This window comes from Streptomyces sp. NBC_01267 (genome assembly GCF_036241575.1).
Taxonomy (GTDB): Bacteria; Actinomycetota; Actinomycetes; order Streptomycetales; family Streptomycetaceae; genus Streptomyces.
This window is the reverse complement of record NZ_CP108455.1, coordinates 3,154,932-3,178,325: the sequence shown is the minus strand read 5'-3', so window position 1 is coordinate 3,178,325 and position 23,394 is coordinate 3,154,932. Positions and strand designations below refer to the sequence as shown.

The following is a 23,394-nucleotide window of genomic DNA, read 5'->3' as shown; positions in this document are numbered from 1 at the left end:
TCCGGCCGGGCCTGTCGGATCAGCTCGGGGTCGGCCGGGCCTGGTCCGTGCCGAGGGGCCGCTCGAACCAGGCGACGTCGTGGTACGTGCCGAACTTCCGGCCGACCTCCCGGTAGGTGCCCACAGGGGTGAAGCCGAACCGCTCGTGCAGCCGCACCGAGGCGGCGTTGGGCAGGGTCACGCCCGCGTACGCCCGGTGCACGTCCTCGTTCTCCAGGGCCTCGAACAGGGCGGTGTAGAGCAGCGTGCCGAGGCCCCGGCCGCCCGCGTCGGGGGCGCAGTAGACGCTGACTTCGACGGACGTGGCGTACGCGGCTTTCGGCCGGAACGCGCTGCTGGTCGCGTACCCCAGAATTCGGGCGGACGGAACATCCTGCGCAACCAGGAGGCGGTGGGCGCCGTCTTCAGGGTGGGAGAGCAGCCACGGACGGCGTTCCTCGACGGTGAGGACATTCGTGTCAAATGTGATCGCAGTCTCACGGATGTAGTGGTTGTAAAGATCGGTGAGAGCGCCGAGGTCCGCCTCGATGCCCGGCCTGACCTGCACTTCCGTGCCTTCCATGGACATCTGCTCCCCCTCGGTGGCCGGACAGGGTACTGCATGATCACGAAAATCAGAGCGTGCCATGGGAATTCTGTCCGGATTCCAGTCGTTGTTTCCATCAGATGCAGGACACCGACCAGGGTGTTCCGCACCACACGAGCCACTGATTCGCGACCTCATCACGTTACTTACGTTAGGGAGCACGCATGGCAACCCGTGCCGTCGCCCGTCGTTCCGACAGGGCAAGCAGCGTTCGCGCCGTAGGCGGGGAGATCGCCGACCGCGACCTGGTCGGCATGTACCTCGACGAAATCGCACGTACGCCACTGCTCGACGCCGCAAAGGAGGTCGAGCTGTCTCAGACCATCGAGGCGGGGGTGTACGCCCAGCAGGTGCTCGACGGTTCCGTGCAGAGCGAGGCGGGCGGGGCCTCGCGTGAGGAACTGGAGGCGCTGGTCGCCGCGGGAGAGCGGGCCAAGGACGTCTTCATCCGCTCCAACCTGCGACTGGTCGTCGCTGTCGCCCGCCGCTATCCGCGAGCCGGGCTGCCGCTGCTCGACCTCATCCAGGAGGGGAACGCCGGCCTGGTGCGCGCGGTCGAGAAGTTCGACTACGCCAAGGGCTTCAAGTTCTCCACGTACGCGACGTGGTGGATCCGCCAGGCCATCACCCGGTCCATAGCCGACCAGTCCCGGACCATCCGGCTCCCCGTCCACCTGGTGGAGGAACTGGGCCGTATCCGCCGGGTCCAGCGGGAGTTCAACCGTGAGCACGGCCGGGACCCGGAGCACTCGGAGATCGCGGCCGAGCTGGACGCCAAGCCGGAGCGGATCAGCGATGTCCTCGACTGGGCCCGCGACCCGGTCAGCCTGAACATGCCGGTGGACGACCAGGGCGAGACACAGTTCGGTGACCTCCTGGAGGACACCTCGGCGGTGTCGCCCGAGCAGTCCGTGATGACGCTGCTGCGCAGCGAAGAGCTGGACGAACTGATCGGCAAGCTCGACCACCGCACGGCCTCGATCATCAAGATGCGGTTCGGCATCGACGACGGCCGGGAGCGGACGCTGACCGAGGTCGGCAAGGAGCACGGCCTGACGCGCGAGCGGATCCGGCAGATCGAGAAGCACGCCCTGCTCGAACTCAAGAAGATGGCCGACGACGTGGGCTTCGACGCTGCGGCGTGAGCGCCGCCCGCCCGCCTCGGCAGCGAAGCCGCACACCCCGACCGCCGTACGGACCGTTTATCGGTCCCGTACGGCGGTCGAGGTGCGTCCGGGGGTCGCCGGGGCAGGCGGCGCGTCCGGTACCGCGAGTGGTCCGGAGCGGTCCTGAGTGGCGCAGGCTCAGCCGGTGAGTACCGGCTCCTTCGCCTCGTCCGTCCCGGCCGGTCCGCCGACATCGCCGGCCTCGTCCGCCACCGACGCCGCTTCAGCACCGGCCGGCGCCCGCTTCGGCAGTGCGAACATCAGCAGGAAGATCGCGCCGAGCACCCCGGCCACCCACCACAGCGAGTTCATGAACGCGTGGGCGAACGCCGGACCCGTCGCGCTCGGGGCCAGTCGGTCGCTGATCGAACCGAAGAAGACCACGGACACCAGCCCGAGCCCCAGCGCGTTGCCCATCTGCTGCACGGTGTTGATCAGCCCGGACGCCGAACCCGAGTGCTCCTTCGGTACGTCCGCGAGCACCGCGTCCGTCAACGGCGCCACGATCAGACCCATGCCGAGTCCCATGACCACCAGCGGCAGCGCCATCTGCCAGGACGCGATCCCCATGCCGTACCGGTCGGCCTCCCAGATGTAGATCAGCAGGCCGGTCATCATCAGCAGCGCACCGGTCTGGAGCACCTTGCGGCCGAAACGCGGCACCAGCTTCTGTACGGACATGGCCGCAGCCACCGACACGGAGACCGAGAAGGGGATGCCCGTGGTCCCGGCCCGCAGCGCGCTCCAGCCGAGCCCGATCTGCATGTACATCGTCCAGACCAGGAAGAAGATCCCCAGCGCGATCCCGAACGTGGCCTGCACCGCGATGCCCGCGGCGAAGCTCTTCACCTTGAACAGTTCCAGCTCGATCAGCGGCGAACCGTCCCTGCGCGCCTTCTGCCGCTCGTACGCCACGAGCCCGGCGAAGACCAGGATGCTGCCCGCCATGCAGAGGAAACCCCAGACCGGCCAGCCCAGTTCACGGCCGCGGGTCAGCGGGTAGAGCAGCATCAGCAGCCCCACCACCACGAGCACCACGCCGACGACATCCAGGCGGAGTGCCCTCGGGGCCTTGGACTCGCTGATGAACTTCCGGCCGAGGAGCAGGCCGACCACACCCACCGGCAGGTTGATCAGGAAGATCGGCCGCCACTCCAGACCTGCGATGTTCCACTGGGTGAGCAGCGCGCCGAGCAGCGGGCCCGACACCGCGCCCAGGCCGACGATCGCGCCGAACAGGCCGAAGACCTTGCCGCGCTCCTCGGCGGGGAACGTGGCGTGCACGATCGAGAGCACCTGCGGGACCATCAGCGCGGCCATCGCGCCCTGCAGGATCCGCGAGGCGACCAGCATCTCCGGGTTGGCCGCGAAGCCGCACAGCGCGGACGCCAGGGTGAAGCCGGCTATGCCGATGAGGAAGAGCTTCTTGCGGCCGTGGATGTCTCCGAGCCGGCCGCCGGTGATCAGCCCCGCGGCGAAGGCGAGCGCGTAGCCCGCGGTGATCCACTGGATCTGGCTGAAGGTGGCGCCGGTGTCCTTCTGGATGGACGGAATCGCGATGTTGACGATCGTGACGTCGACGAGATCCATGAAGGCCGCGGTCATCACGATGGCCAGCGCGAACCACCGGCGGCGGTCCGCGCTGAGCGCCTTTTGCGCCGTCTGCGCGTTCTGCGCGGTCTGCGGGGGTGTTGAGGTCATGTCTCCAAGCTAAAGGGGATGTAGGTCAGAAAATGTCCCAGTGGGGCGGCATCCTGAGTGACATGACGGACACTCCGGCACGGCTGCTGCAACTGCTCTCGCTGCTCCAGACTCCGCGTGAATGGCCGGGGGGTGAGCTCGCCGACCGCCTGGCGGTCAGCCGGCGCACGATCCGGCGGGACATCGACCGGCTGCGCGACCTCGGCTACCCCGTGCAGGCCACGATGGGCGCCGAGGGCGGATACCGCCTGGTCGCGGGCAAGGCGATGCCCCCGCTGGTCCTCGACGACGAGGAGGCGGTGGCCATCGCGGTCGGCCTGCGCGCCGGGGCGGGGCACGCGGTCGAGGGCATCGAGGAGGCATCCGTACGGGCACTGGCCAAGCTGGAGCAGGTGCTGCCGTCCCGGCTGCGCCACCGCGTCGCCACGCTCCAGGCCGCGACCATCCCGCTGACCAGCGGCGACGGTGCGACGATCGACCCGGCGACCCTGACGGTGATCGCGGGCGCGGCCACCGGGCCCGAGCGGCTGCGCTTCGGCTACCGGGCCGGGGACGGTACGGAGACGAAGCGGCTGGTCGAGCCGCACCGCCTGGTCTCCACCGGGCGGCGCTGGTACCTCGTCGCGTACGACATCGACCGGGAGGACTGGCGTACGTTCCGGGTCGACCGGGTCAGCGAGCCGTTCCCGACCGGAGTGCGGTTCGTTCCGCGGGAGCTGCCTGCGGGCAATGCGGCGGAGTTCGTCAGCCGGTCGCTGTCGCGGCGCCAGCCGGTGGTGGATCTCGACGTCACCTTCGAGGCGCCGGCGGAATTCGTGGCGGCGCGGCTCCCGAACGGGATGGCCACGCCGGAGGCCCTGGGGGAGCGGCGCTGCCGACTGCGGCAGCCGATCGCCGACTCGCTGGAGTACCTGGGGCTGCGCCTCTCGCTGGTGGACGCGGAATTCACCGTCCACCATCCGTCCGAACTGATCGACCACCTGGCCGAGTTGGGGGCTCGGCTGGTCCGGGCAGCGAGTGACGGATGACGGATGACGTGGAAAGGGCGCCGACGCGAGGTCGGCGTGGAACCGGCGCGCGTCGCACGCGGGCGCGTCATCTCACGCGGGCGCGCAGCTCCATCGCGGTCCGGGCGGCGCTCTGCGAGGTGTACACCTCGCACATGTGGCGGCCGTCGGGCGTGGCCGTGTGCTCGACCTCCCAGAGGCTGAACTCCTGGCCGTCGAGCAGCAGGAAGGCGTGCTCGTAGAGGGTGAAGCCGGCGTCCTCCCCGGTCTCGAAGCGGCACTGGGTGCCGAAGGCCTGGCTGATCTGGTGGGCGAATGCGGAACGCAGCAGCCGGGCCACGTCCTCGCCGGGACGGTCCGGGTTCTCCGCGCGACGCAGTACGCGGCGGGCATGGTCGGCCGACCGGTCGGCCGAGTAGGTCCGGGCCACCGGGGCGGGCGGGGTGGACTTCAGGGCGCTCAGGATGCCGAGGTCGTCCTCCGGGTCCTCGTCCGGGAACATCGCGGCGGCATCCGCGCCACGGATACGGGTGACGGCGAGCCGGGCCTCCTCCTGGCCCGTGTACAGCTCGTGCTGCGGGCCCGCACCGGCACCCGTGTCGTACACCAGCTCCCACAGGGTCAGGTCGCTGCCGTCGGCGATGAGGAAGGTGTGCCGGTACGTCTCGCGGTGCAGCCCGGCGCCCGAGCTGTGGTGCGAGGAGTGCAGCGCGCTGTTGTGCGCCAGCGCGCAGTCGAGCCGCTCGATGGTGGCATCGGGCAGCTCGAAGGAGTTCAGCGCGCGGCCGAGGAGTCGCGCGAGGTGCTCCTCGGTCGTCTCATGCGGATCGCTCAAGGTCTCTCCAGGCCGTCGCGGCAAGTCATGGTTCTGGGACTCAACGTAGTCCCTGGGTCTGACAAGGTGGCCTTCGTTCGGCAAAACGTCCAGGGGGCGCGGAAAGTTCCTGTCCTCTCGGCCAACTCGCTTGTCCGGTACGTCAGTAGATGTGCCGTCAGTTCAGTACAGATCACGGTGGGCCGGGAACGTTCCGCCCGGCCCCTCCACCGACTCCGCCGCTCTCACCGCCCGCACCACGGCCCGGCACAGCGCGTCGGCACCTGCGGCCAGCACTTCGTTGAGCACCCCCGGATCGGGGAGCCGACATGTGCCGGTGGCGAGCGTGAACACGGTGTCGCCGTCGTGCAGCAGGTGGACGGGGCGTACGGCGCGCGCGAGTCCGTCGTGCGCCGTACCGGCCAGCTTCTGCGCCTGGGCACGGGTGAGTTCCGCGTCGGTGGCGACCACGGCGATGGTGGTGTTCAGCGGGGGGCGCGCGTGGCGCCCGCGCGCAGCGGCCAGCCGCCTCTGCGCCTCCGCGTGCACGGCGGCATCCGGATACTCGGGCCGGCCGTCGCCGTACTCGCCGTAGAGCACGCCGGTCTGCGGATCGACCGTCGAACCCACCGCGTTGACCACGGCGAGGGCGCCGACGGTGACACCCGAGGCGAGTGTGATGCTCGCCGAGCCCACACCGCCCTTGAGCCCACCGGCGACCGCTCCCGTACCGGCGCCCACGTTGCCCTGGGCGACCGGGGCGCCGGATTCCGTACGGGCGGCAGCCTCCACCGCCGCGCGTCCGGTCGCGGCGTCCGGCCTGGCCCGCCAGTCACCGCCGCGCCCCAGGTCGAAGATGCACGCGGCGGGGACGACCGGGACGACCTGCGCGGGGTCGGGCCCGACCTGGAAGCCGCGCCCCTGCTCCTCCAGCCAGGCCATCACACCGGACGCGGAGTCCAGCCCGTAAGCACTGCCGCCGGTCAGTACGACGGCGTCCACCCGCTGCACCAGATTCCGCGGATCGAGCGCGTCCGTCTCGCGGGTGCCGGGTCCGCCCCCGCGCACATCCACCGCGGCGACCGCCCCGCCGGGCGGGGTCAGCACGACGGTGGTGCCGCTCAGCGCCCGGCCGCCGGGCACTCGCGCGTGCCCGACCCGCAGACCGGCCACATCGGTGAGCGAGTCGGTGAGCGAGTCGGTGGGCGAGCCGGTGGCCGCGCCGCGGGCTGCGTCGACCGGCGCCTCCGCCGGCGCCTCCCGTGCGTCTTCCGGTGCGTCTGCTGGTGTCTGGTCCCCTGGTGTCATGACCCCATGGGACCACTGCGCCACTGATCCAGCGGCGTCCGAGCTGAATGCCATCTGCACCGCCGGTGAGCGACCGTACGCGCGTGACCGTCGGCGAAGTGGACGGAGGACGGCGGGACGGAGGACGGCGGGACGGAGGACGGCGGGACGGTACCGGCCGGTCGCCGTACCCTTGCCGTATGAGCAGCACCTCCGCCCCCGGCCCGCGTGACGACGAGCAGCCCAGGCCCAGGCCCAGGCCGACGCTGATCTTCGACGACCCGCTGGACCAGCAGTCCCCGGACGACACGGACCGGGGCTGGGGAGAGCGGCCCTCCTCGACCGACGGCGCGGCCGACCTGGCCCGCTTCCTTGACGAGAAGCCGCCTCACCACATCTGACCCACCACGGATCTGATCCACCACGGATCTGATCCACCGCGCCGGGGCGTCCGGTGACGTCAGCACATCGTCACCGCCAGTCTTGAGGTCGCGCCGGCGCCCGCCAGCGCGGTCGCTGTGGCGCGTGGGACCGCGAGGACGATCAGTGCCCCACCGTCGACGGGGAAGTCACCCGCACCCGCCGGTACATCGGCCACCCGGACACCTCTGGCCACCACCCTGGCGGTGCCGGTGCCGGTGCCGGTGTCCGCCGTCGCCGGTCCTGCTGTCGTGTCACCGGCCGCGATGACGTCGACCCGGTCACCCGGCGCCAGCAGCCGGACCGTCGCCGCGTCAGCGATACGCACCGGCGCCGACACCAGATCGGGTGGGCCGTGCCCGGGAACGGCCGGCGAAGCCCGTACGCCCGCCCGCTCCTCTGTCCGTTCACGAGCTCGTTCACCCGTCGGTCCGCCGGCCTGCGTACCCGCCCGCTCACCCGCATGTGCGGCTGCCTGCGCGGCAGCGGGCCCGGTGTCGCGCGACGCCCAGAGCGTCGGCGCGACAGCCGCGAGCACCAGTCCCGCCGCCATCGCCCGGCGCCGCCGGTTCAGGGCCTGCCACAGGCGGTGCCGCCCGGAGCGCACCCGCAACGGGGGGAACGACGGTACGCCGCGCGGTTCGGGCGCGGACACGACTGGTGCGGGCATGGGGATCATGACAACCACCGCCTGGTGAGAGGAGCTTGCTCGTGTCGAGTGCTCCCCACCATCCAGCGTTCCGCGCCGTCCCGCTGAGACCTGTGGGCTACCCGTGAGTTGTGGACAACTCACTCACCCCTGAGCACACCCAGCCCCCTGAAACAGCCCCCTGAAACAGCCCCTGAAGCAACCTCCTGGAGCAGCCGCTGAAGCAGCCCGCTAAGGCAGCTCGATCCCCGTATCGACCCCGTCCAGCGCGTGCGAGCACAGGCACTCCCGCGCGTTCTCCGCAGGCAGCCCGGCCACCGCGTCGAAGAGCACCGTACGCAGCCGGTCCACATTGGCGGCGAAGACCTTCAGCACCTCGTCGTGGGAGACCCCCTCGCCCGCCTCGGCGCCCGCGTCCAGGTCCGTCACCAGCGTCATCGACGCGTAGCAGAGCCCCAGTTCACGGGCGAGAACCGCCTCGGGGTGCCCGGTCATGCCGACCACCGACCAGCCCATCGCCGCATGCCACCGCGACTCGGCCCTGGTCGAGAAGCGCGGTCCCTCGATGACGACCAGCGTCCCGCCGTCCACCGGCTCCCAGTCCCGGCCACGCGCCGCCGCGAGGGCGGCCCGGCGCCCTGCGGGGCAGTAGGGGTCGGCCAGCGAGACGTGCACCACCTTCGGCCTGCTGCCGTCCGGCAGGGCGTGACCGTCGTAGTACGTCTGCGTACGCGCCTTCGTACGGTCCACCATCTGGTCGGGAACGAGCAGCGTGCCCGGTCCGAACTCCGGCCGCAGCCCGCCCACCGCACACGGGCCGAGCACCTGCCGTACGCCCACGGACCGCAGCGCCCAGAGGTTCGCGCGGTAGTTGATGAGGTGCGGCGGCAGATGGTGGCCGCGTCCGTGCCGGGGAAGGAAGGCGACCCGCCGCCCGGCGATCTCGCCGAGGAAGAGGGAGTCGCTGGGCTTCCCGTACGGGGTGTCCACCTCGACCTCGGTCACGTCCTCCAGGAAGGAGTAGAACCCCGAGCCGCCGATGACACCGATCTCTGCATTCGCCGCGTTCGCCATGCCGGTCACACTATCCGGGGCACCGGAAACGCCTAAGGCCCCACCGTCGGTGACGGCAGGGTCCTAGGGAAAGAAGTACTGGCGAGAGCAGTACGGGCAATACGAGGAGCAGTACGGGGACGGCACTTCCCGGACAGGTCCTAGGCGGCCGAGCTGCCGCTCGAAGAGCTGCTCGACGCGGAAGAGGACGACGAAGCCGAGGACGACGCCGACGACGCGGAAGCCGACGACGAGTCGGACGACTTGGCAGCGCCCGCCTTCGAATCGGAACCCGAGGAGCCCGAGGACCCCGACGAGGACGACCCGGCAGGCTTCGCGGAAGCCGCCGTGCTGCTCGACGAGGCTCCGCGGCTGTCATTCCGGTAGAAGCCCGAGCCCTTGAAGACGATGCCCACCGCCGAGAACACCTTCTTCAGGCGTCCTTCGCAGTTCGGGCACACGGTGAGGGAGTCATCGGTGAACTTCTGCACCGCCTCAAGGCCCTCGCCGCACTCGGTGCACTGGTACTGATAGGTCGGCACTTGCTCCTCCTGGCACTCTCACTCAGTGAGTGCTAACGACGTTCTATAGTGACGCATTCCGCTGGATCAGTCCACCGAGACCGGCACGCGGTGACCGATCCCACGCTCGGTCCCGCTCGTCCGTCGTGCTTCCGACGTTCCCGCGGACCCGGCTCCCGCCTCCGCGAACGCCGTGCCCGACACCGGCTCCGCGCCCTTCGGGGTGAGCCGGGAACGCAGTGCCAGCAGTGTGATCAGGGCCAGCACCGTGCCGCCCATCGGCACCAGGAATCCGGTGCTCGCGTTGTACGCGTCGGCCAGCTGCCCGGCCACCGAGACCGCCGCGGCCTGTCCCAGCGCCACCGATCCGGTCAGCCAGGTGAAGGCCTCGGTCCTGGCCGTGGCCGGCACCAGCTTCTCCACCAGCGTGTATCCGCTGATCAGGGCGGGCGCGATGCAGAGTCCCACCAGCAGTCCGAGCCCGGCGATCAGCGGCGCCGTGTGCATCGCCCAGAGCCCGGACGCGGTCAGCGCCAGCGCCGTGTAGGCGATCAGCAAGCGGTTCTTCGGACCGGTCTTCCAGGCGATGGCCCCACAGGCGATCCCCGCGAGCATGTTGCCCGCGGCGAAGATCCCGTACAGCAGACCGTTCATCCCGGGTCGGCCGATCTCCTCGGTGAACGCGGTGAGCGATACCTGCATTCCGCCGAAGACCGCCCCGATCCCCAGGAAGGCGATGGCCAGCGCCCGCACACCCGGTACGGACAGGGCGGAGGCGTGCTTCACGCGCGGCTGGCCCGCGACCCGGGCGCCGACGGCGGGCTGGGTGCGACGCTGCGCCGCGAAGACCAGACCGCCGACCAGGGTCAGTGCGGCCTCGGTGACCAGACCGGCCGCCGGGTGGATCCCGGTACACAGCGCGGTGGTCAGCACCGGACCTATGACGAAGGTGAATTCGTCCGTCACCGATTCGAAGGCCGCGGCGGTCGACATGAGGGGGGACCCCTCCAGCTTCACCGCCCAGCGGGACCGGACCATCGGGCCGATCTGCGGAATGGACGCACCGGTCGGCACCGCGGCGAGGAACAGCGCCCACAGGGGCGCGCCCGCCAGGGCCAGCACCACCAGGGCGCTCACCGACACCGCGTGGACGATCACGCCGGGGAACAGCACGGCGCGCTGCCCGAACCGGTCCGCGAGCTTGCCGCTCTGCGGTGCGAACAGCGCCATGGAGACACCGCTCACCGCGGCGACCACACCGGCGCTGCCGTACGACCCCGTCGTGTGGTCCACCAGCAGCACGATGCCGATGGTCAGCATGGCGAAGGGCTGCCGCGCGGCGAAGCCGGGCAGCAGGAACGTCCAGGCGCCCGGCGTACGCAACAACTGCCCGTATCCCGGACGGGCCTCGGAGACCGTGGACACCACGGCCTTGCCTTTCTGCCGCCTGGTGGCGCTCCCCTGCGGGTACGGCATGCGGGAGGCAATGCGTACGGGAGCTGCCGAGAGCTGTCCTCTTGCGCGGAACTGCGGTAGATGCCGGGCCGCCTCGGCGGGCAGAACGCATGTCACAGAGAAGCTGGACAACTGCGCGGGACCACGACGAGGGTGCCACGACCGCCATACGGTCGCGCCAGCTCTGCATCAGGCAGAGTTGGTCGATCAAGTCAATCGGTTCATGGTACCGCTGTTCGCCAGCCAACCGGCCAGCTTGCCGCCCTGGCCGATCGCCCGCAGCCGTGCCTCGGCCGCGTCCCGTACCGGGTCCGTCGCCACCACCAGCAGCTCGTCCCCCCGGCGCAGCACGGTCGACGGCAGCGGGACGAAGCTCGTGCCGTCCCGTACGACCAGAGTCACCGCGGCGCCCGCGGGCAGCCGCAGCTCGCCGACCTCCACGCCGTGCATCTTGGACTTCGCCGGGATCGCCACCGAGAGCAGATGGCCGCGCAGCCGTTCCAGCGGCGCCGACTCGATGCCCAGGTCGGAGGCGGTCTCCGCGTCGTCGCCGAGGTTCAGCTTGCGGGCCAGCCAGGGCAGGGTCGGCCCCTGTACCAGGGTGTAGACGACCACCAGCACGAAGACGATGTTGAAGACCCGTGAGCTGCCGTCGATGCCGGACACCATCGGGATGGTGGCCAGGATGATGGGGACGGCGCCGCGCAGCCCGGCCCAGGACATCAGCGTCTGTTCCTGCCAGGGCACCCGGAACGGGGCGAGGCTCAGCAGTACGGAGACCGGCCGCGCCACCATCGTCAGCACCAGGCCCACGATCACCGCGGGCCAGAAGTCGCTGCCCAGTTCGTGCGGGCTCACCAGCAGACCCAGCAGGACGAACATGCCGATCTGGGCGATCCAGCCGAGCCCCTCGGCGAAGCCCCGGGTGGCGGGCCAGTGCGGCAGTTTGGCGTTGCCGAGCAGCATCGCGGCGAGGTAGACGGCGAGGAATCCACTGCCGTGCGCCAGCGCGCCGCCCGCGTACGCCGTGATCGCGATGGCCATCACCGCGATCGGGTAGAGGCCGGACGCGGGCAGCGCCACATGCCGCAGCCCCCACGCACCGAGCCAGCCCACCGCGAGTCCGATGGACGCGCCGATCGCCAGTTCCAGCGCGATCTCGCCCACCAGCACGTACCAGTGCTCCACGGGGCCGACCGTCGAGAAGGCGACCACCAGGATCACCACAGGGGCGTCGTTGAACCCGGACTCGGCCTCCAGCACTCCGGTGATCCGGGAGGGCAGCGGGACCTTGCGCAGGACGGAGAAGACCGCGGCGGCATCCGTCGAGGACACCACGGCGCCGATGATCAGTGCCTGGCGCCAGTCGAGTCCGACCAGGTAGTGCGCACCGGCGGCGGTGATCCCCACGCTCACCGCGACACCGAGTGTCGACAGCACGACCGCCATCGGCAGGACCGGCTTGATCTCTTTCCACTTGGTGCCCAGGCCGCCCTCGGTGAGGATCACGACCAGCGCGGCGTAGCCGATCACCTGCGTCAGTTCGGCGTTGTCGAACTTGACGTTGAAGATGCCGTCCTGGCCTATCGCCATCCCGATGCCGAGGTACAGCAGCAGGCTGGGGAGACCGCTGCGCGACGAGATGCGCACGGCGGCCACGGCGATCAGCAGAACGAGCGAGCAGATCAGCAGGAGCTCGTTGAGATGGTGGACAGTCAGTGGCCGTTCCTTCCCTCGTACGCCTGCAGGTACTTCGTTACCCTACCTAATCCTTGACGTTTCCTTGACGCTTCGCGTGGTTGTGCGAACCCGGCTGTGGGCCTGGCTGTGAAGCCGTTGGCGAACCCGGTGGGGATACCGCGTCCTGACCGCGGCGGCGCTGCGCCTATGGTTGCTCCAGCACTCAGGACCACCCTGCCCCTCGAAGGACAGCGATGCCCGCCGCCACCATCTCCGCCGCCCCTTCCGGCACGAAGTCCCGCAAGAAGAAAGGGCGTCGCGCCCGCCTGCTCGTGATCGTCCTGGTCCTGGCGCTCGTTGCGGGTGTCGGATACGGGACGTACTGGGGCGTAAGCACCGTGCGGGCGTCCCTCCCGCAGACCACCGGGGAGATAAAGCTGCCCGGTCTCTCCGGGAACGTCGACGTGCAGCGCGACAACTACGGCGTCCCGCAGATCTACGCGGACACCGACGACGACCTCTTCCGCGCGCAGGGCTTCGTACAGGCCCAGGACCGCTTCTGGGAGATGGACGTACGCCGTCACATGACCTCGGGCCGTCTCTCCGAGATGTTCGGCTCCGGACAGGTCAAGACCGACTCCTTCCTGCGGACGCTCGGCTGGCGCCGCGTCGCGCAGAAGGAGTACGACACCAAGCTGTCGGCGAAGACCAAGGAGTACCTGCAGGCGTACGCGGCAGGGGTCAACGAGTACCTGAAGGGCAAGGACGGCAAGCAGATCTCCGTCGAGTACGCCGCCCTCGGACTCACCAACGACTACAAGCCCGAGAAGTGGACGCCCGTCGACTCGGTGGCCTGGCTCAAGGCCATGGCCTGGGACCTGCGCGGCAACATGCAGGACGAGATCGACCGTTCGCTGATGACCTCGCGGCTCGACACCCAGCAGATCGACGACCTGTACCCGGCGTACCCGTACAGCAGGAACAAGCCGATCGTGCAGCAGGGCGGGATCGACCCGGTCACCGGGAAGTTCGACCCGAACGCGAACCCGGCCGGTTCCGTCGACGGGACGAACACCGCGGGTGACGCGGTCCAGGGCATGCAGTCGCAGCTCTCCTCGCTCTCGGACACCCTGGACGAGATCCCGGCGCTGCTCGGCCCGAGCGGCAGCGGCATCGGCTCCAACTCCTGGGTGGTCTCCGGCAAGTACACGACCACCGGCGAGCCGCTGCTCGCCAACGACCCGCACCTGGCGCCGCAACTGCCCTCGCTCTGGTACCAGATGGGCCTGCACTGCCGGACCGTCTCCAGCAAGTGCGGCTACGACGTCGCGGGCTACACCTTCTCCGGCATGCCGGGCGTGATCATCGGCCACAACCAGGACGTGGCCTGGGGCTTCACCAACCTCGGCGCCGACGTGACCGACCTCTACCTGGAGAAGGTCAGCAGCACCGGCTATCTCTACGACGGCCAGGAGAAGCCCTTCACCACCCGCGACGAGACCATCAAGGTCGCGGGCGGCAGGTCGCGGCAGATCACCGTCCGCGAGACGAACAACGGCCCGCTGGTCTCGGACCGGGACACCGAACTGGCGAAGGTCGGCCAGAAGGCCCCGGTCGCCTCGGCGGCCCCGGACCGCGGCAACGGCTACGCGGTCGCCCTCAAGTGGACCGCGCTGCAGCCCGGCAACTCCATGGACGCGGTCTTCGAGCTCGACAAGGCCAAGGACTGGACGACCTTCCGCGCGGCGGCCAAGGACTTCGAGGTCCCCTCGCAGAACCTGATCTACGCCGACACCAAGGGCCACATCGGCTACCAGGCGCCGGGCACCATCCCGATCCGCGCCAAGGGGTTCGACGGCACGATGCCCGCCCCGGGCTGGGACTCCAAGTACGCCTGGAAGGGCAGCATCGCCTTCGACAAGCTGCCGTACGAGTACGACCCGAAGAGCGGCTACATCGTCACCGCCAACCAGGCCGTGATCGACGCGAAGAAGTACCCCTACCTGCTGACCGAGGACTGGGGGTACGGCGCCCGCAGCCGGCGGATCACCGATCTCATCGAGTCGAAGATCAAGGACGGCGGGAAGATCTCGACCGAGGACATGCAGAAGATGCAGCTCGACAACAGCAGCGAGATCGCCAAGCTGCTGACGCCGCTGCTGCTGAAGCTGAACGTCAAGGACCCGGATGTCCGCCAGGCGCAGAAGCTCCTCGAAGGCTGGGACTACACCCAGGAGCCGGACTCGGCGGCAGCCGCGTACTTCAACTCGGTCTGGCGCAACATCCTCAAGCTCGCCTTCGGCAACAAGCTGCCCAAGGAGCTGCGGGCCGAGGGCGACTGCCTCAACGTGCCGCCCGCCGACAGCTCCTCGGGCCCGGCCGACGAGCAGAAGAAGCTGGTGCGGGAGTGCGGCCAGCGCTCCGCCGACTCGGCCCAGCCGGACGGCGGCGACCGGTGGTACGAGGTCGTGCGCAACCTGCTGAACAAGCCGGACAGCGACTGGTGGAAGACGCCGCAGACCCGGCTGGACGCCGCCACGCACAACCGTGACGAGCTGTTCGGGCGCGCCATGAAGGACGCCCGCTGGGAGCTGACGGCCAAGCTCGGCAAGGACATGGACACCTGGAACTGGGGCCGGCTGCACCAGCTGACCCTGAAGAACCAGACCCTCGGCACCGACGGCCCCGGCGTCCTCAAGTGGATGCTCAACCGCGGCCCGTGGAACCTGGGCGGCGGCGAGGCGGCCGTCGACGCCACCGGCTGGAACGCGGCGGGCGGTTACGGCGTCGTGTGGGTCCCGTCGATGCGGATGGTCGTGAACCTCAAGGATCTCGACAAGTCGCAGTGGATCAACCTGACCGGGGCGTCGGGGCACGCGTACAGCGCGCACTACACCGACCAGACGGACATGTGGGCCAACGGCGACCTGCTCACGTGGTCGTTCAGCAAGAGCGCCGTCGACCACGGCACGGTCGACCACCTGGTGCTGAAGCCGTGACGCTCACCCGGTGAAGTGCTGGACGCCTCCGGGCGTCACCACCGCGTGAACGGGGTGGTCGTGCGGTTCCTCCGGGACCCGGGCGACCACCTCGTTCGCGTAGAGGAGCACCACCAGGGCGGGGTCGGCGCCCTCGCGCGCGAGCCGGGCGAGCACCCGGTCGTAACTGCCGCCGCCACGCCCCAGCCGCATCCCCCGCCCGTCGACGGCCAGTCCGGGCAGCAGCACGGTGTCGGCGTCGAGCACCGCGCGTACGCCGAGCCGCCCGCCGCCCGGTTCGAGAAGCCCGCGCCCGGCGCGTTCCAGTGAGCCCGCGCCCTCGTACGTACCCCAGTCGAGGTCGTTGTCGGGGAGCAGCACCGGGAGCAGCACCCGGACCCCCCGCGCGCGGAGCGCGTCCAGCAGGACGCGGGTGCCGGGCTCCTTCCCCACCGAGACGTACGCGGCGACCGTCCCGGCCCGCGCCAGCTCGGGAAGGGTGAGGGCCCGCTCGGCGAGAACCGCGGCGGCCGATTCTGCGTCGTTACTGGTCAAGAGCGCTCTTGCGGCGAGCAGTTGGCGGCGCAGGGTTGCTTTGTCCGGTTTTTCGGTGATCATGGGAAGCGCGCAATCCTCTCGTAACCTCAAATATGAGGATCTATTAACCGGAGCATCATCTTCCGCCCCGAGTCACCGGATATGGTGCTTCCCATGACTCAGTCGCGCCCCAGGATCAGCAAGGCTGTCATTCCGGCAGCAGGCCTCGGCACCCGGTTCCTGCCGGCCACCAAGGCCACTCCGAAAGAGATGCTGCCTGTCGTCGACAAGCCGGCCATCCAGTACGTCGTCGAGGAAGCGGTCGCGGCCGGACTCTCCGACGTACTCATGATCACCGGCCGCAACAAGCGCCCGCTGGAAGATCACTTCGACCGCAACTACGAGCTGGAGTCCGCGCTCACCCGCAAGGGCGACGCCGAGAAGCTCGCCCGGGTGCAGGAGTCCAGCGACCTGGCGACCATGCACTACGTCCGCCAGGGCGACCCCAGGGGCCTGGGCCACGCGGTGCTGTGCGCCGCTCCGCACGTCGGTGACCAGCCGTTCGCCGTCCTCCTCGGCGACGACCTGATCGACCCGCGCGACCCGCTGCTCGCGCGCATGGTGGAGATCCAGGAACGGCACGGCGGCAGCGTCATCGCGCTCATGGAGGTCGAGCCGAGCCAGATCCATCTCTACGGCTGTGCGGCGGTGGAACCCGCCGGGGAGTCCGACGTGGTGAAGATCACGGACCTGGTCGAGAAGCCCGCCGTGGCCGACGCCCCGAGCAACCTGGCGATCATCGGCCGCTACGTCCTGGACCCGGCGATCTTCGAGATACTGCGCCGGACCGAGCCCGGCCGCGGCAACGAGATCCAGCTCACGGACGCCCTCCAGCTGCTGGCCCACGACGAGAAGGTCGGCGGCCCGGTGCACGGCGTCGTCTTCAAGGGCCGCCGCTATGACACCGGCGACCGCGGCGACTATCTGCGTGCCATTGTCAGACTCGCGTGCGAACGTGATGACCTGGGCCCCGACTTCAAGGCCTGGCTTCGCCGTTATGTCACCGAGGAGATGTAGCACGTGAGCAACAGCCCGATCTGGTCGGTGGACGAGCACCTGGACGACATCCTCGGCACGGTCCGCCCACTCGAACCGATCGAGTTGCAACTGCCCGACGCCCAGGGCTGCGTCCTCGTCGAGGACGTCACGGTGGAGATCTGGCTGCCACCCTTCGACAACAGCTCGATGGACGGGTACGCGGTCCGCACGGCCGACGTGCAGGGCGCGAGCGAGGAGTTCCCCGCCGTCCTCACCGTGGTCGGGGACGTGGCGGCGGGCGCGGGTGAACTGCCCACCGTGGGACCGGGGGAAGCTGCCCGCATCATGACCGGCGCCCCGCTGCCGCCCGGCGCGGAAGCCGTCGTCCCGGTCGAGTGGACCGACGGCGGTACGGGCGGGGGCGCGGCCACCACCATGCGCGCCGCGAGCGGCGCACCCGAGGACGCGAGCGGTGAGGTCCGGGTGCACCGCCCCGCCGAGGCCGGTGCGCACATCCGCGCGCGCGGCAGCGACGTCCGCCCCGGTGACCCCGCACTCGAAGCCGGTACGGTGCTCGGCCCGCCGCAGATCGGGCTGCTCGCCGCGATCGGCCGGGGCACCGCCAAGGTCCACCCGCGTCCCCGCGTCGTCGTGATGTCGACCGGCAGCGAGCTGATCCAGCCGGGCGAGGTGCTCGCCGACGGCCAGATCTACGACTCCAACAGCTTCGCCCTGACCGCCGCCGCGCGGGACGCGGGCGCCATCTCGTACCGGGTCGGCGCGGTCGCCGACGACGCGGAGACGCTGCGCGCCGCCGTCGAGGACCAGTTGATCCGGGCCGACCTCCTGGTCACCACCGGCGGGGTCAGCGTCGGCGCGTACGACGTCGTCAAGGAGGCGCTCTCCTCCGTCGGCACGGGGGGCGAGGACGACGTGAGCGGCGGTGTCGACTTCCGCAAGCTCGCGATGCAGCCGGGCAAACCGCAGGGCTTCGGCACGATCGGACCCGAGCACACCCCGCTGCTCGCGCTCCCCGGCAACCCGGTCTCCAGCTATGTGTCGTTCGAGCTGTTCGTGCGCCCGGCGATCCGGGCCCTGATGGGGCTGAAGGACGTCCGCCGCCCGACGGTCCGCGCCACGCTGGAGGCCGACAAGGCGCTCACCTCACCGGCCGGACGGCGCCAGTTCCTGCGCGGCAGGTACACCCCGGCCACCGAGACCGCCCCGGCCACCGTCACCCCGGTCGGCGGGGCCGGATCCCACCTGGTCGCGGCCCTCGCGCACGCCGACTGCCTGATCGTCATCCCCGAGGACGACACCGGGGCCGAGCCCGGCGCGGAGCTCGAAGTGGTCCTCCTGGGCTGAACGCGGCGCTGTGGCGGTACCGTGTCTGACCACACAGGCCTGACCGGGAGCGCCACAGCAATGAGTACGCAGCAAGGGCTCACCCACATCGACGAGGTGGGCGCGGCCCGCATGGTCGACGTCTCGGAGAAGGACGTCACCGCGCGCACCGCGACCGCGAGCGGACGGGTCCTCGTCTCGCCGCGCGTCGTCGAACTGCTGCGGGGGGAGGGCGTCCCCAAGGGCGATGCCCTCGCCACCGCCCGTATCGCGGGCATCATGGGCGCCAAACGCACCCCGGATCTGATCCCCCTCTGCCACCCGTTGGCGGTCTCCGGGGTCACCCTGGACCTGGCGGTGGCCGACGACGCGGTCGAGATCACCGCGACGGTGCGGACCACGGACCGTACGGGTGTCGAGATGGAGGCGCTGACGGCCGTCGCGGTCGCCGGGCTCACCGTGATCGACATGGTGAAGGCGGTCGACAAGGGCGCGGTCATCACCGATGTCCGCGTCGAGGCGAAGTCCGGTGGCAAGTCCGGCGACTACCACCGGTCCGCGCCGACGGGCCCCGACGCATGACCGCGCCGTACACCGCCCTCGTGGTGACGGCGTCGAACCGCGCCTCCGCCGGTGTCTACGCGGACCGCGGCGGCCCCCTGATCGCCGCCGCGCTCACCGAACTGGGCTTCACCGTCGAAGGTCCGCGGGTCGTCCCCGACGGGGATCCGGTCGAACAGGCCCTGCGCGACGGTGTCGAGGCCGGGTACGACGTCGTCGTCACCACCGGCGGTACGGGCATCTCGCCCACCGACCGCACCCCCGAGGCGACCCGCCGCGTCCTCGACCGCGAGATCCCCGGCATCGCGGAGGCGATCCGGGCCGAGGGGCTGGCCGGGGTCCCGACGGCCGCGCTCTCACGCGGCGTCGCGGGGCTGGCGGGCACCACGCTGATCGTCAACCTCCCCGGCTCCACCGGAGGGGTGCGCGACGGACTGGCCGTACTGGGGCGGCTGTTGGTCCACGCCGTCGACCAGATCCGGGGCGGCGACCACCCCGGACCCAGCCCCCGGACGCAGTCCGGGAGGACCTCCGGGAGCATGAGCTGAACCTCTCACCGTGGCCCGTGGAACTGGCGGAAGGCCCCGTCGTTCTCCGCCCCATCAAACTGCGGGACCAGAAGATCTGGCGCGAGGTCAACCGGCGCAACCGCGAGTGGCTGCGCCCCTGGGAGGCGACCGTTCCGCCGCCGGCCCCCGGCGGCCCGGTGGCCCAGCGCCCCACCTACCGCCAGATGGTCCGCCATCTGCGCGCGGAGGCCCACGCGGGCCGGATGCTGCCCTTCGTGATCGAGTACCAGGGCCGGCTGGTCGGGCAGTTGACGGTCGCCGGGATCACCTGGGGCTCGATGTGCTCGGGCCATGTCGGGTACTGGGTCGACCGGGAGGTCGCGGGACGCGGCGTCATGCCGACCGCGGTCGCTCTCGCCGTCGACCACTGTTTCCGGCAGGTCGGTATGCACCGCATCGAGGTCTGTATCCGTCCGGAGAACGGGCCCAGCCGCCGCGTCGTGGAGAAACTGGGATTCCGTGCGGAAGGGATGCGTCCGCGCTATCTGCACATCGACGGCGGCTGGCGGGACCATCTGGTCTTCGCGCTGACCGCGGAAGAAGTGCCTGACGGGCTGCTCAACCGGTGGCGTCGGGCCCACCCGGGAACAGCCAGGAACATCCCGTAAATGAAATAAGTGTTCGAAAGCGATCGCGAATGACCAGTCTTCGGATGTGAACACGCCCACAATCGATGACTGTTGATCCGAACAATCATAAAAAAAGTTCGAGATATCAGCCGGATCGTGCGACACACCGGGCCAATTGGCAGATGGCCCCACGTGCACCCCTCTACGGTGTGAGGGTGAGCAGTAGTGGCCTCATCTACGCAGTCATCGTCGGGGCCTGGGCCGCCTACTTGGTGCCGATGTGGCTCCGCAGGCAGGACGAGTTGAACGAGGCTCGTCCGACGGAACGCTTCAGCACTGCCATCCGGCTCCTGTCCGGACGGGCGGGAATGGAGCGCCGGTACGCCAGGGAGCTGCAGGAACGCGCAGCCGGTGAGAGCGGTTCCGACGATGCGGACCCGGATGTCACGACGGAATCCCCGAGTTCTGTCGACGTCCGGTCCTTCGCCATGTCCCCGACGGATCCGCCCACGGCCCGCCAGGAGCGGACCGCCCCGCCGGCGCGCCCGGCGCGGCCCGCTGCCGGTCCTTCCGCCGAGCGAGCCCGCCGCACGAAGGCACTCGCGCGCCGCAGACGCACCACCGTGCTGCTCTTCCTCGCGTTCACCCTCGGCGCGATCGTGGCCGCGGTCGGCGGCCTCGGTTTCCTGTGGGCGCCGGCCGCCCCCGCGCTGCTGCTGAGTACGTACATCGTCTACCTGCGCACGCAGGAGCGGCGGCGCTTCGCCTTCACGATGGACCGGCGCCGGGCCGAGGTGGCGGCTCAGCGGCTGCGGGAGACCCGGTCGCGCCGTCCGGGCGCGGGCGCCGTCGAACAGGACGCCCCCGCCGACGACCGCCGGCACCCGGAACCCGAACCCGCACCCGCGGTCTCCGCGCAGGAGGCCGGCCGCCGCGCCCTGGTCGAGCAGACGGACCACGCGGAGTGGGTCGACCAGCAGCGCGAGCGCGGCCGGGTACAGGGGGACAGCTGGGAGCCGGTGCCGGTCCCGCTGCCGACGTACGTCACGGCCCCGGTCGCTCCCCGCGCACCCGGCAGCATCGACCTCGGAGCCCCGGACACCTGGAGCTCGGCCCGCTCGTCCAGCGTCGCCGAACCGGCCTCCGACGAGCCTCCGGCGCCCGCCCCGCGCGACCGGGGAGCGGCGGCCCGCCGCTCCCGCGAGCGCGGGCGTACGCCGCTCTTCGACCAGTACGAGGAAGAGGACCGGCCGCGTGCGGCCAACGAGTGACCGGGCATCCGTGACCAGCGGGGGAGCGGATTTCCGAGCACCCCGATCGAGGTGCTAAAGTTTCACTCGTTGCAAGGGCCTGTGGCGCAGTCTGGTAGCGCACCTCGTTCGCATCGAGGGGGTCTGGGGTTCAAATCCCCACAGGTCCACCGCAATGACTGTTCTTGAGTCCGCTCAGGAATGGTTGACGAAATCCCGTCCGATCGCTTCGATCGGACGGGATTTCGCGTTTTCCGAAGCGGTTTCGCGAAGGGGTCGTGACGCGTTCCACGATGCGTTCCCCCGACGTGTTCCCGATGCGATCCCGATGTGTTTCCCCGAGCCGACAGTCGGCCCCGCCGTTCAGGAGGTCCCCGTGAGCATTGCGTACACCGACGTCACCGCCGCCCGCGCCCGCATCGAGGGGCACACGCGGCGGGTGGCGCTCTCGCCGTCGGAGCATGGCGCGGAGGAGTTCGGCGGTGCGGAAGGGTGTTTCGCCTACGAGTTCGTGCAGCACACCGGGTCCTTCAAGGCCCGGGGTGCGGCCAACTTCGTTGCCGCGCACGCCCAGGCCGGTACCTTGCCGGAGGCGGGCATCGTCATCGCCAGCGGGGGGAACGCCGGACTGGCGTGTGCCTGGGCGGCGGCGCGGCACTCCACTCCGGCCACCGTCTTCGTGCCCGAGACCGCTCCCGCGGTCAAGGTGGCCCGGCTGCGGGCCCTCGGTGCACGGATCCGGCAGGTCGGCAGCGAGTACGCCGAAGCGCTGGAGGCATCCCGGAAGTACGCGGCCGAGACCGGCGCGCTGGAGAGTCACGCCTACGACCATCCGCTGATCGCCGCCGGGGCCGGCACGCTCCTGGAGGAGATCCGGGACGCGCGCCCCGACGTGGAGACCGTCGTGGTCGCGGTCGGTGGCGGCGGCCTCTTCGCCGGTGTCGCCGTCGCGGCCCATGAGCACGGGATCCGGGTCGTCGCCGTCGAGCCGGAGGGGAGCCGCGCCCTGCACGCGGGCCTGGCTGCCGGTGCGCCGGTCGACGTGCCGGTGCAGTCGGTGGCCGCGGACTCACTGGGCGCCCGCCGGGTCACCCCGATGGCGCTGGAGTGGGCGGAGCGCGCCGGAGCGGTCTCCGTGCTCGTCCCCGACGAGGCGATCACCGCGACCCGCGCTGCCCTGTGGGACCGGCGCAGGCTCGCGGTGGAACATGCCGCGGCCACCGCCCTCACCGCGCTGAGCACCGGGGCGTACGTCCCGGCCGCGGGGGAGAAGGTCTGTGTCGTGCTGTGCGGGGCCAACACCGGGCTGGGTGATTTCCCAGCCTCGTGACGGGGGTGGACGGGGCCGGAGCGGGCCCCGTTACGCTGGCCGCGATCCTGGTACGTGTTCCGAGATTCACCATCCGGAGGAGCGATCCCGTGACGGCCGCCAGCGACAAGCCCCTGATCGACACCAGCCGACCCCACCCGGCGCGCGTCTACGACTGGCTCCTGGGTGGCAAGGACAACTACCCGGTCGACCAGCAGGTGGGCGAGAGTCTGCCGCCGGAGGCGCGGGGCATCGCGGGGCGGAATCGGGCCTTCATGCAGCGGGCCGCGGCCTGGCTCGCGCGCAGCGGGGTGGATCAGTTCCTGGACATCGGCACCGGCATCCCGACCGCGCCCAATCTGCACCAGATCGTCCAGGCGATCACGCCCGCGGCCCGGGTCGTCTACGCGGACAACGACCCGATCGTGCTGCGGCACGCGGAGGCCCTGCTGGTCAGCAGCCCCGAGGGGGCCACCGACTACATCCACGCGGATGTGCGCGAACCGGAGCTGATCCTCGAACGCGCGCGTCAGCTGCTGGACTTCGACCGGCCCGTCGCCCTGTCGCTCATCGCGCTCATGCACTTCCTGCCGGACGACCAGGACCCGTACGGCATCACCCGCACCCTGGTGGACGCCCTGCCGTCCGGCAGCTATCTGGTCTTCTCGCACGGCACGGCCGATCAGCACCCGGAGCTGGAGGCCGAGACGGAGACCGCGTACAAGAGCGGCTCCATCGCGCTGCGGATGCGTACGCGCGCCGAGGTCGAGCCGTTCTTCGCGGGGCTGGAGCTGGTCGAACCGGGGCTGGTGCCCGCCGTGGAGTGGCACCGGGACGGGCCCGCGCCGAAGAAGGAGCGGAGCGGGTTCTACGTGGGGGTCGGCCGGGTGCGCTGAGCGG

General features: G+C 70.5%; 22 protein-coding genes and 1 tRNA gene. 13 read left to right on the top strand and 10 right to left on the bottom strand.

Annotated features, from left to right (window positions below):
* Nucleotides 1–19: 19 nt before the first annotated feature.
* The gene (locus OG709_RS14500) at nucleotides 20–568 is read right to left on the bottom strand and encodes a GNAT family N-acetyltransferase (RefSeq protein ID WP_329166419.1); all 549 of its coding nucleotides are present in this window, start codon (nucleotides 566–568) and stop codon (nucleotides 20–22) included.
* Between the two features lie 182 nt (nucleotides 569–750).
* On the opposite strand from OG709_RS14500, the gene OG709_RS14495 reads away from it, so the two are divergent.
* Entirely contained in the window at nucleotides 751–1,731 is a 981-nt protein-coding gene (locus tag OG709_RS14495) for a sigma-70 family RNA polymerase sigma factor (RefSeq protein WP_250301818.1), read from the top strand.
* A gap of 159 nt (nucleotides 1,732–1,890) precedes the next feature.
* On the opposite strand, the gene OG709_RS14490 is transcribed toward OG709_RS14495, so the two are convergent.
* A complete protein-coding gene (locus OG709_RS14490; protein ID WP_250301819.1) occupies nucleotides 1,891–3,453 on the bottom strand; it encodes an MFS transporter in 1,563 nt (520 codons plus the stop codon).
* A 62-nt stretch (nucleotides 3,454–3,515) separates the two neighbouring features.
* Between OG709_RS14490 and OG709_RS14485 the strand changes: the two genes are divergently transcribed.
* On the top strand, nucleotides 3,516–4,481 hold the full coding sequence (locus OG709_RS14485) for a helix-turn-helix transcriptional regulator (RefSeq protein ID WP_250301820.1): 966 nt from the start codon (nucleotides 3,516–3,518) through the stop codon (nucleotides 4,479–4,481).
* 67 nt (nucleotides 4,482–4,548) lie between these two features.
* Here OG709_RS14485 and OG709_RS14480 read toward each other — a convergent pair whose 3' ends face one another.
* Both OG709_RS14480 and OG709_RS14475 read right to left on the bottom strand, forming a co-directional pair.
* Nucleotides 4,549–5,295 carry a DUF6227 family protein gene (locus OG709_RS14480; protein WP_250301821.1) on the bottom strand — a complete coding sequence of 249 codons (747 nt, stop codon included), beginning with the start codon at nucleotides 5,293–5,295 and terminating at the stop codon, nucleotides 4,549–4,551.
* Between the two features lie 162 nt (nucleotides 5,296–5,457).
* Nucleotides 5,458–6,582: a P1 family peptidase gene (locus OG709_RS14475; RefSeq protein ID WP_329166414.1), complete on the bottom strand. Its 1,125-nt coding sequence runs from the start codon at nucleotides 6,580–6,582 to the stop codon at nucleotides 5,458–5,460.
* Between the two features lie 179 nt (nucleotides 6,583–6,761).
* On the opposite strand from OG709_RS14475, the gene OG709_RS14470 reads away from it, so the two are divergent.
* On the top strand, nucleotides 6,762–6,962 hold the full coding sequence (locus OG709_RS14470; RefSeq protein ID WP_329166413.1) for a hypothetical protein: 201 nt from the start codon (nucleotides 6,762–6,764) through the stop codon (nucleotides 6,960–6,962).
* Nucleotides 6,963–7,021: 59 nt separating this feature from the next.
* Here the strand turns inward: OG709_RS14470 and OG709_RS14465 are convergent, their stop codons facing one another.
* The 5 genes from OG709_RS14465 to OG709_RS14445 form a co-directional block, all read right to left on the bottom strand.
* Complete coding sequence (locus OG709_RS14465) at nucleotides 7,022–7,651, bottom strand: hypothetical protein (RefSeq protein ID WP_329166411.1); 630 nt, start codon at nucleotides 7,649–7,651, stop codon at nucleotides 7,022–7,024.
* Between the two features lie 210 nt (nucleotides 7,652–7,861).
* Nucleotides 7,862–8,704: an S-methyl-5'-thioadenosine phosphorylase gene (locus OG709_RS14460; RefSeq protein WP_266642568.1), complete on the bottom strand. Its 843-nt coding sequence runs from the start codon at nucleotides 8,702–8,704 to the stop codon at nucleotides 7,862–7,864.
* A gap of 140 nt (nucleotides 8,705–8,844) precedes the next feature.
* On the bottom strand, nucleotides 8,845–9,225 hold the full coding sequence (locus OG709_RS14455; RefSeq protein ID WP_250301826.1) for an FmdB family zinc ribbon protein: 381 nt from the start codon (nucleotides 9,223–9,225) through the stop codon (nucleotides 8,845–8,847).
* A 66-nt stretch (nucleotides 9,226–9,291) separates the two neighbouring features.
* Nucleotides 9,292–10,629, bottom strand: a complete 1,338-nt coding sequence (locus OG709_RS14450; RefSeq protein WP_443068577.1) for an MFS transporter — start codon at nucleotides 10,627–10,629, stop codon at nucleotides 9,292–9,294.
* 237 nt (nucleotides 10,630–10,866) lie between these two features.
* Nucleotides 10,867–12,378 (bottom strand): potassium/proton antiporter, encoded by a 1,512-nt coding sequence (locus OG709_RS14445; protein ID WP_250301942.1) that lies wholly within the window; start codon nucleotides 12,376–12,378, stop codon nucleotides 10,867–10,869.
* A 215-nt stretch (nucleotides 12,379–12,593) separates the two neighbouring features.
* Between OG709_RS14445 and OG709_RS14440 the strand changes: the two genes are divergently transcribed.
* Complete coding sequence (locus OG709_RS14440) at nucleotides 12,594–15,338, top strand: penicillin acylase family protein (protein ID WP_329166408.1); 2,745 nt, start codon at nucleotides 12,594–12,596, stop codon at nucleotides 15,336–15,338.
* Between the two features lie 3 nt (nucleotides 15,339–15,341).
* Here OG709_RS14440 and OG709_RS14435 read toward each other — a convergent pair whose 3' ends face one another.
* Entirely contained in the window at nucleotides 15,342–15,935 is a 594-nt protein-coding gene (locus OG709_RS14435) for a 5-formyltetrahydrofolate cyclo-ligase (protein WP_329166407.1), read from the bottom strand.
* 93 nt (nucleotides 15,936–16,028) lie between these two features.
* Between OG709_RS14435 and galU the strand changes: the two genes are divergently transcribed.
* The 9 genes from galU (at nucleotide 16,029) to OG709_RS14390 (ending at nucleotide 23,390) form a co-directional block, all read left to right on the top strand.
* Nucleotides 16,029–16,931: a UTP--glucose-1-phosphate uridylyltransferase GalU gene (gene galU, locus OG709_RS14430; RefSeq protein WP_250301829.1), complete on the top strand. Its 903-nt coding sequence runs from the start codon at nucleotides 16,029–16,031 to the stop codon at nucleotides 16,929–16,931.
* 3 nt (nucleotides 16,932–16,934) lie between these two features.
* A complete protein-coding gene (glp, locus tag OG709_RS14425) occupies nucleotides 16,935–18,257 on the top strand; it encodes a molybdotransferase-like divisome protein Glp (RefSeq protein WP_250301830.1) in 1,323 nt (440 codons plus the stop codon).
* Between the two features lie 60 nt (nucleotides 18,258–18,317).
* Nucleotides 18,318–18,818, top strand: a complete 501-nt coding sequence (gene moaC, locus OG709_RS14420; protein ID WP_266642577.1) for a cyclic pyranopterin monophosphate synthase MoaC — start codon at nucleotides 18,318–18,320, stop codon at nucleotides 18,816–18,818.
* Nucleotides 18,815–19,345: a MogA/MoaB family molybdenum cofactor biosynthesis protein gene (locus OG709_RS14415; protein WP_250301832.1), complete on the top strand. Its 531-nt coding sequence runs from the start codon at nucleotides 18,815–18,817 to the stop codon at nucleotides 19,343–19,345. The genes moaC and OG709_RS14415 overlap by 4 nt, the downstream gene beginning before the upstream one ends.
* Nucleotides 19,346–19,362: 17 nt before the next feature.
* A complete protein-coding gene (locus OG709_RS14410) occupies nucleotides 19,363–19,974 on the top strand; it encodes a GNAT family N-acetyltransferase (RefSeq protein WP_250301833.1) in 612 nt (203 codons plus the stop codon).
* Between the two features lie 176 nt (nucleotides 19,975–20,150).
* Nucleotides 20,151–21,206 (top strand): divisome protein SepX/GlpR, encoded by a 1,056-nt coding sequence (gene sepX / locus OG709_RS14405; RefSeq protein WP_250301834.1) that lies wholly within the window; start codon nucleotides 20,151–20,153, stop codon nucleotides 21,204–21,206.
* Nucleotides 21,207–21,281: 75 nt separating this feature from the next.
* Nucleotides 21,282–21,355, top strand: a tRNA-Ala gene (locus OG709_RS14400).
* Nucleotides 21,356–21,513: 158 nt separating this feature from the next.
* Nucleotides 21,514–22,515 (top strand): serine/threonine dehydratase, encoded by a 1,002-nt coding sequence (locus OG709_RS14395; protein WP_266642630.1) that lies wholly within the window; start codon nucleotides 21,514–21,516, stop codon nucleotides 22,513–22,515.
* 89 nt (nucleotides 22,516–22,604) lie between these two features.
* Nucleotides 22,605–23,390 (top strand): SAM-dependent methyltransferase, encoded by a 786-nt coding sequence (locus tag OG709_RS14390; protein ID WP_326694698.1) that lies wholly within the window; start codon nucleotides 22,605–22,607, stop codon nucleotides 23,388–23,390.
* The last annotated feature ends 4 nt before the right edge of the window (nucleotides 23,391–23,394 follow it).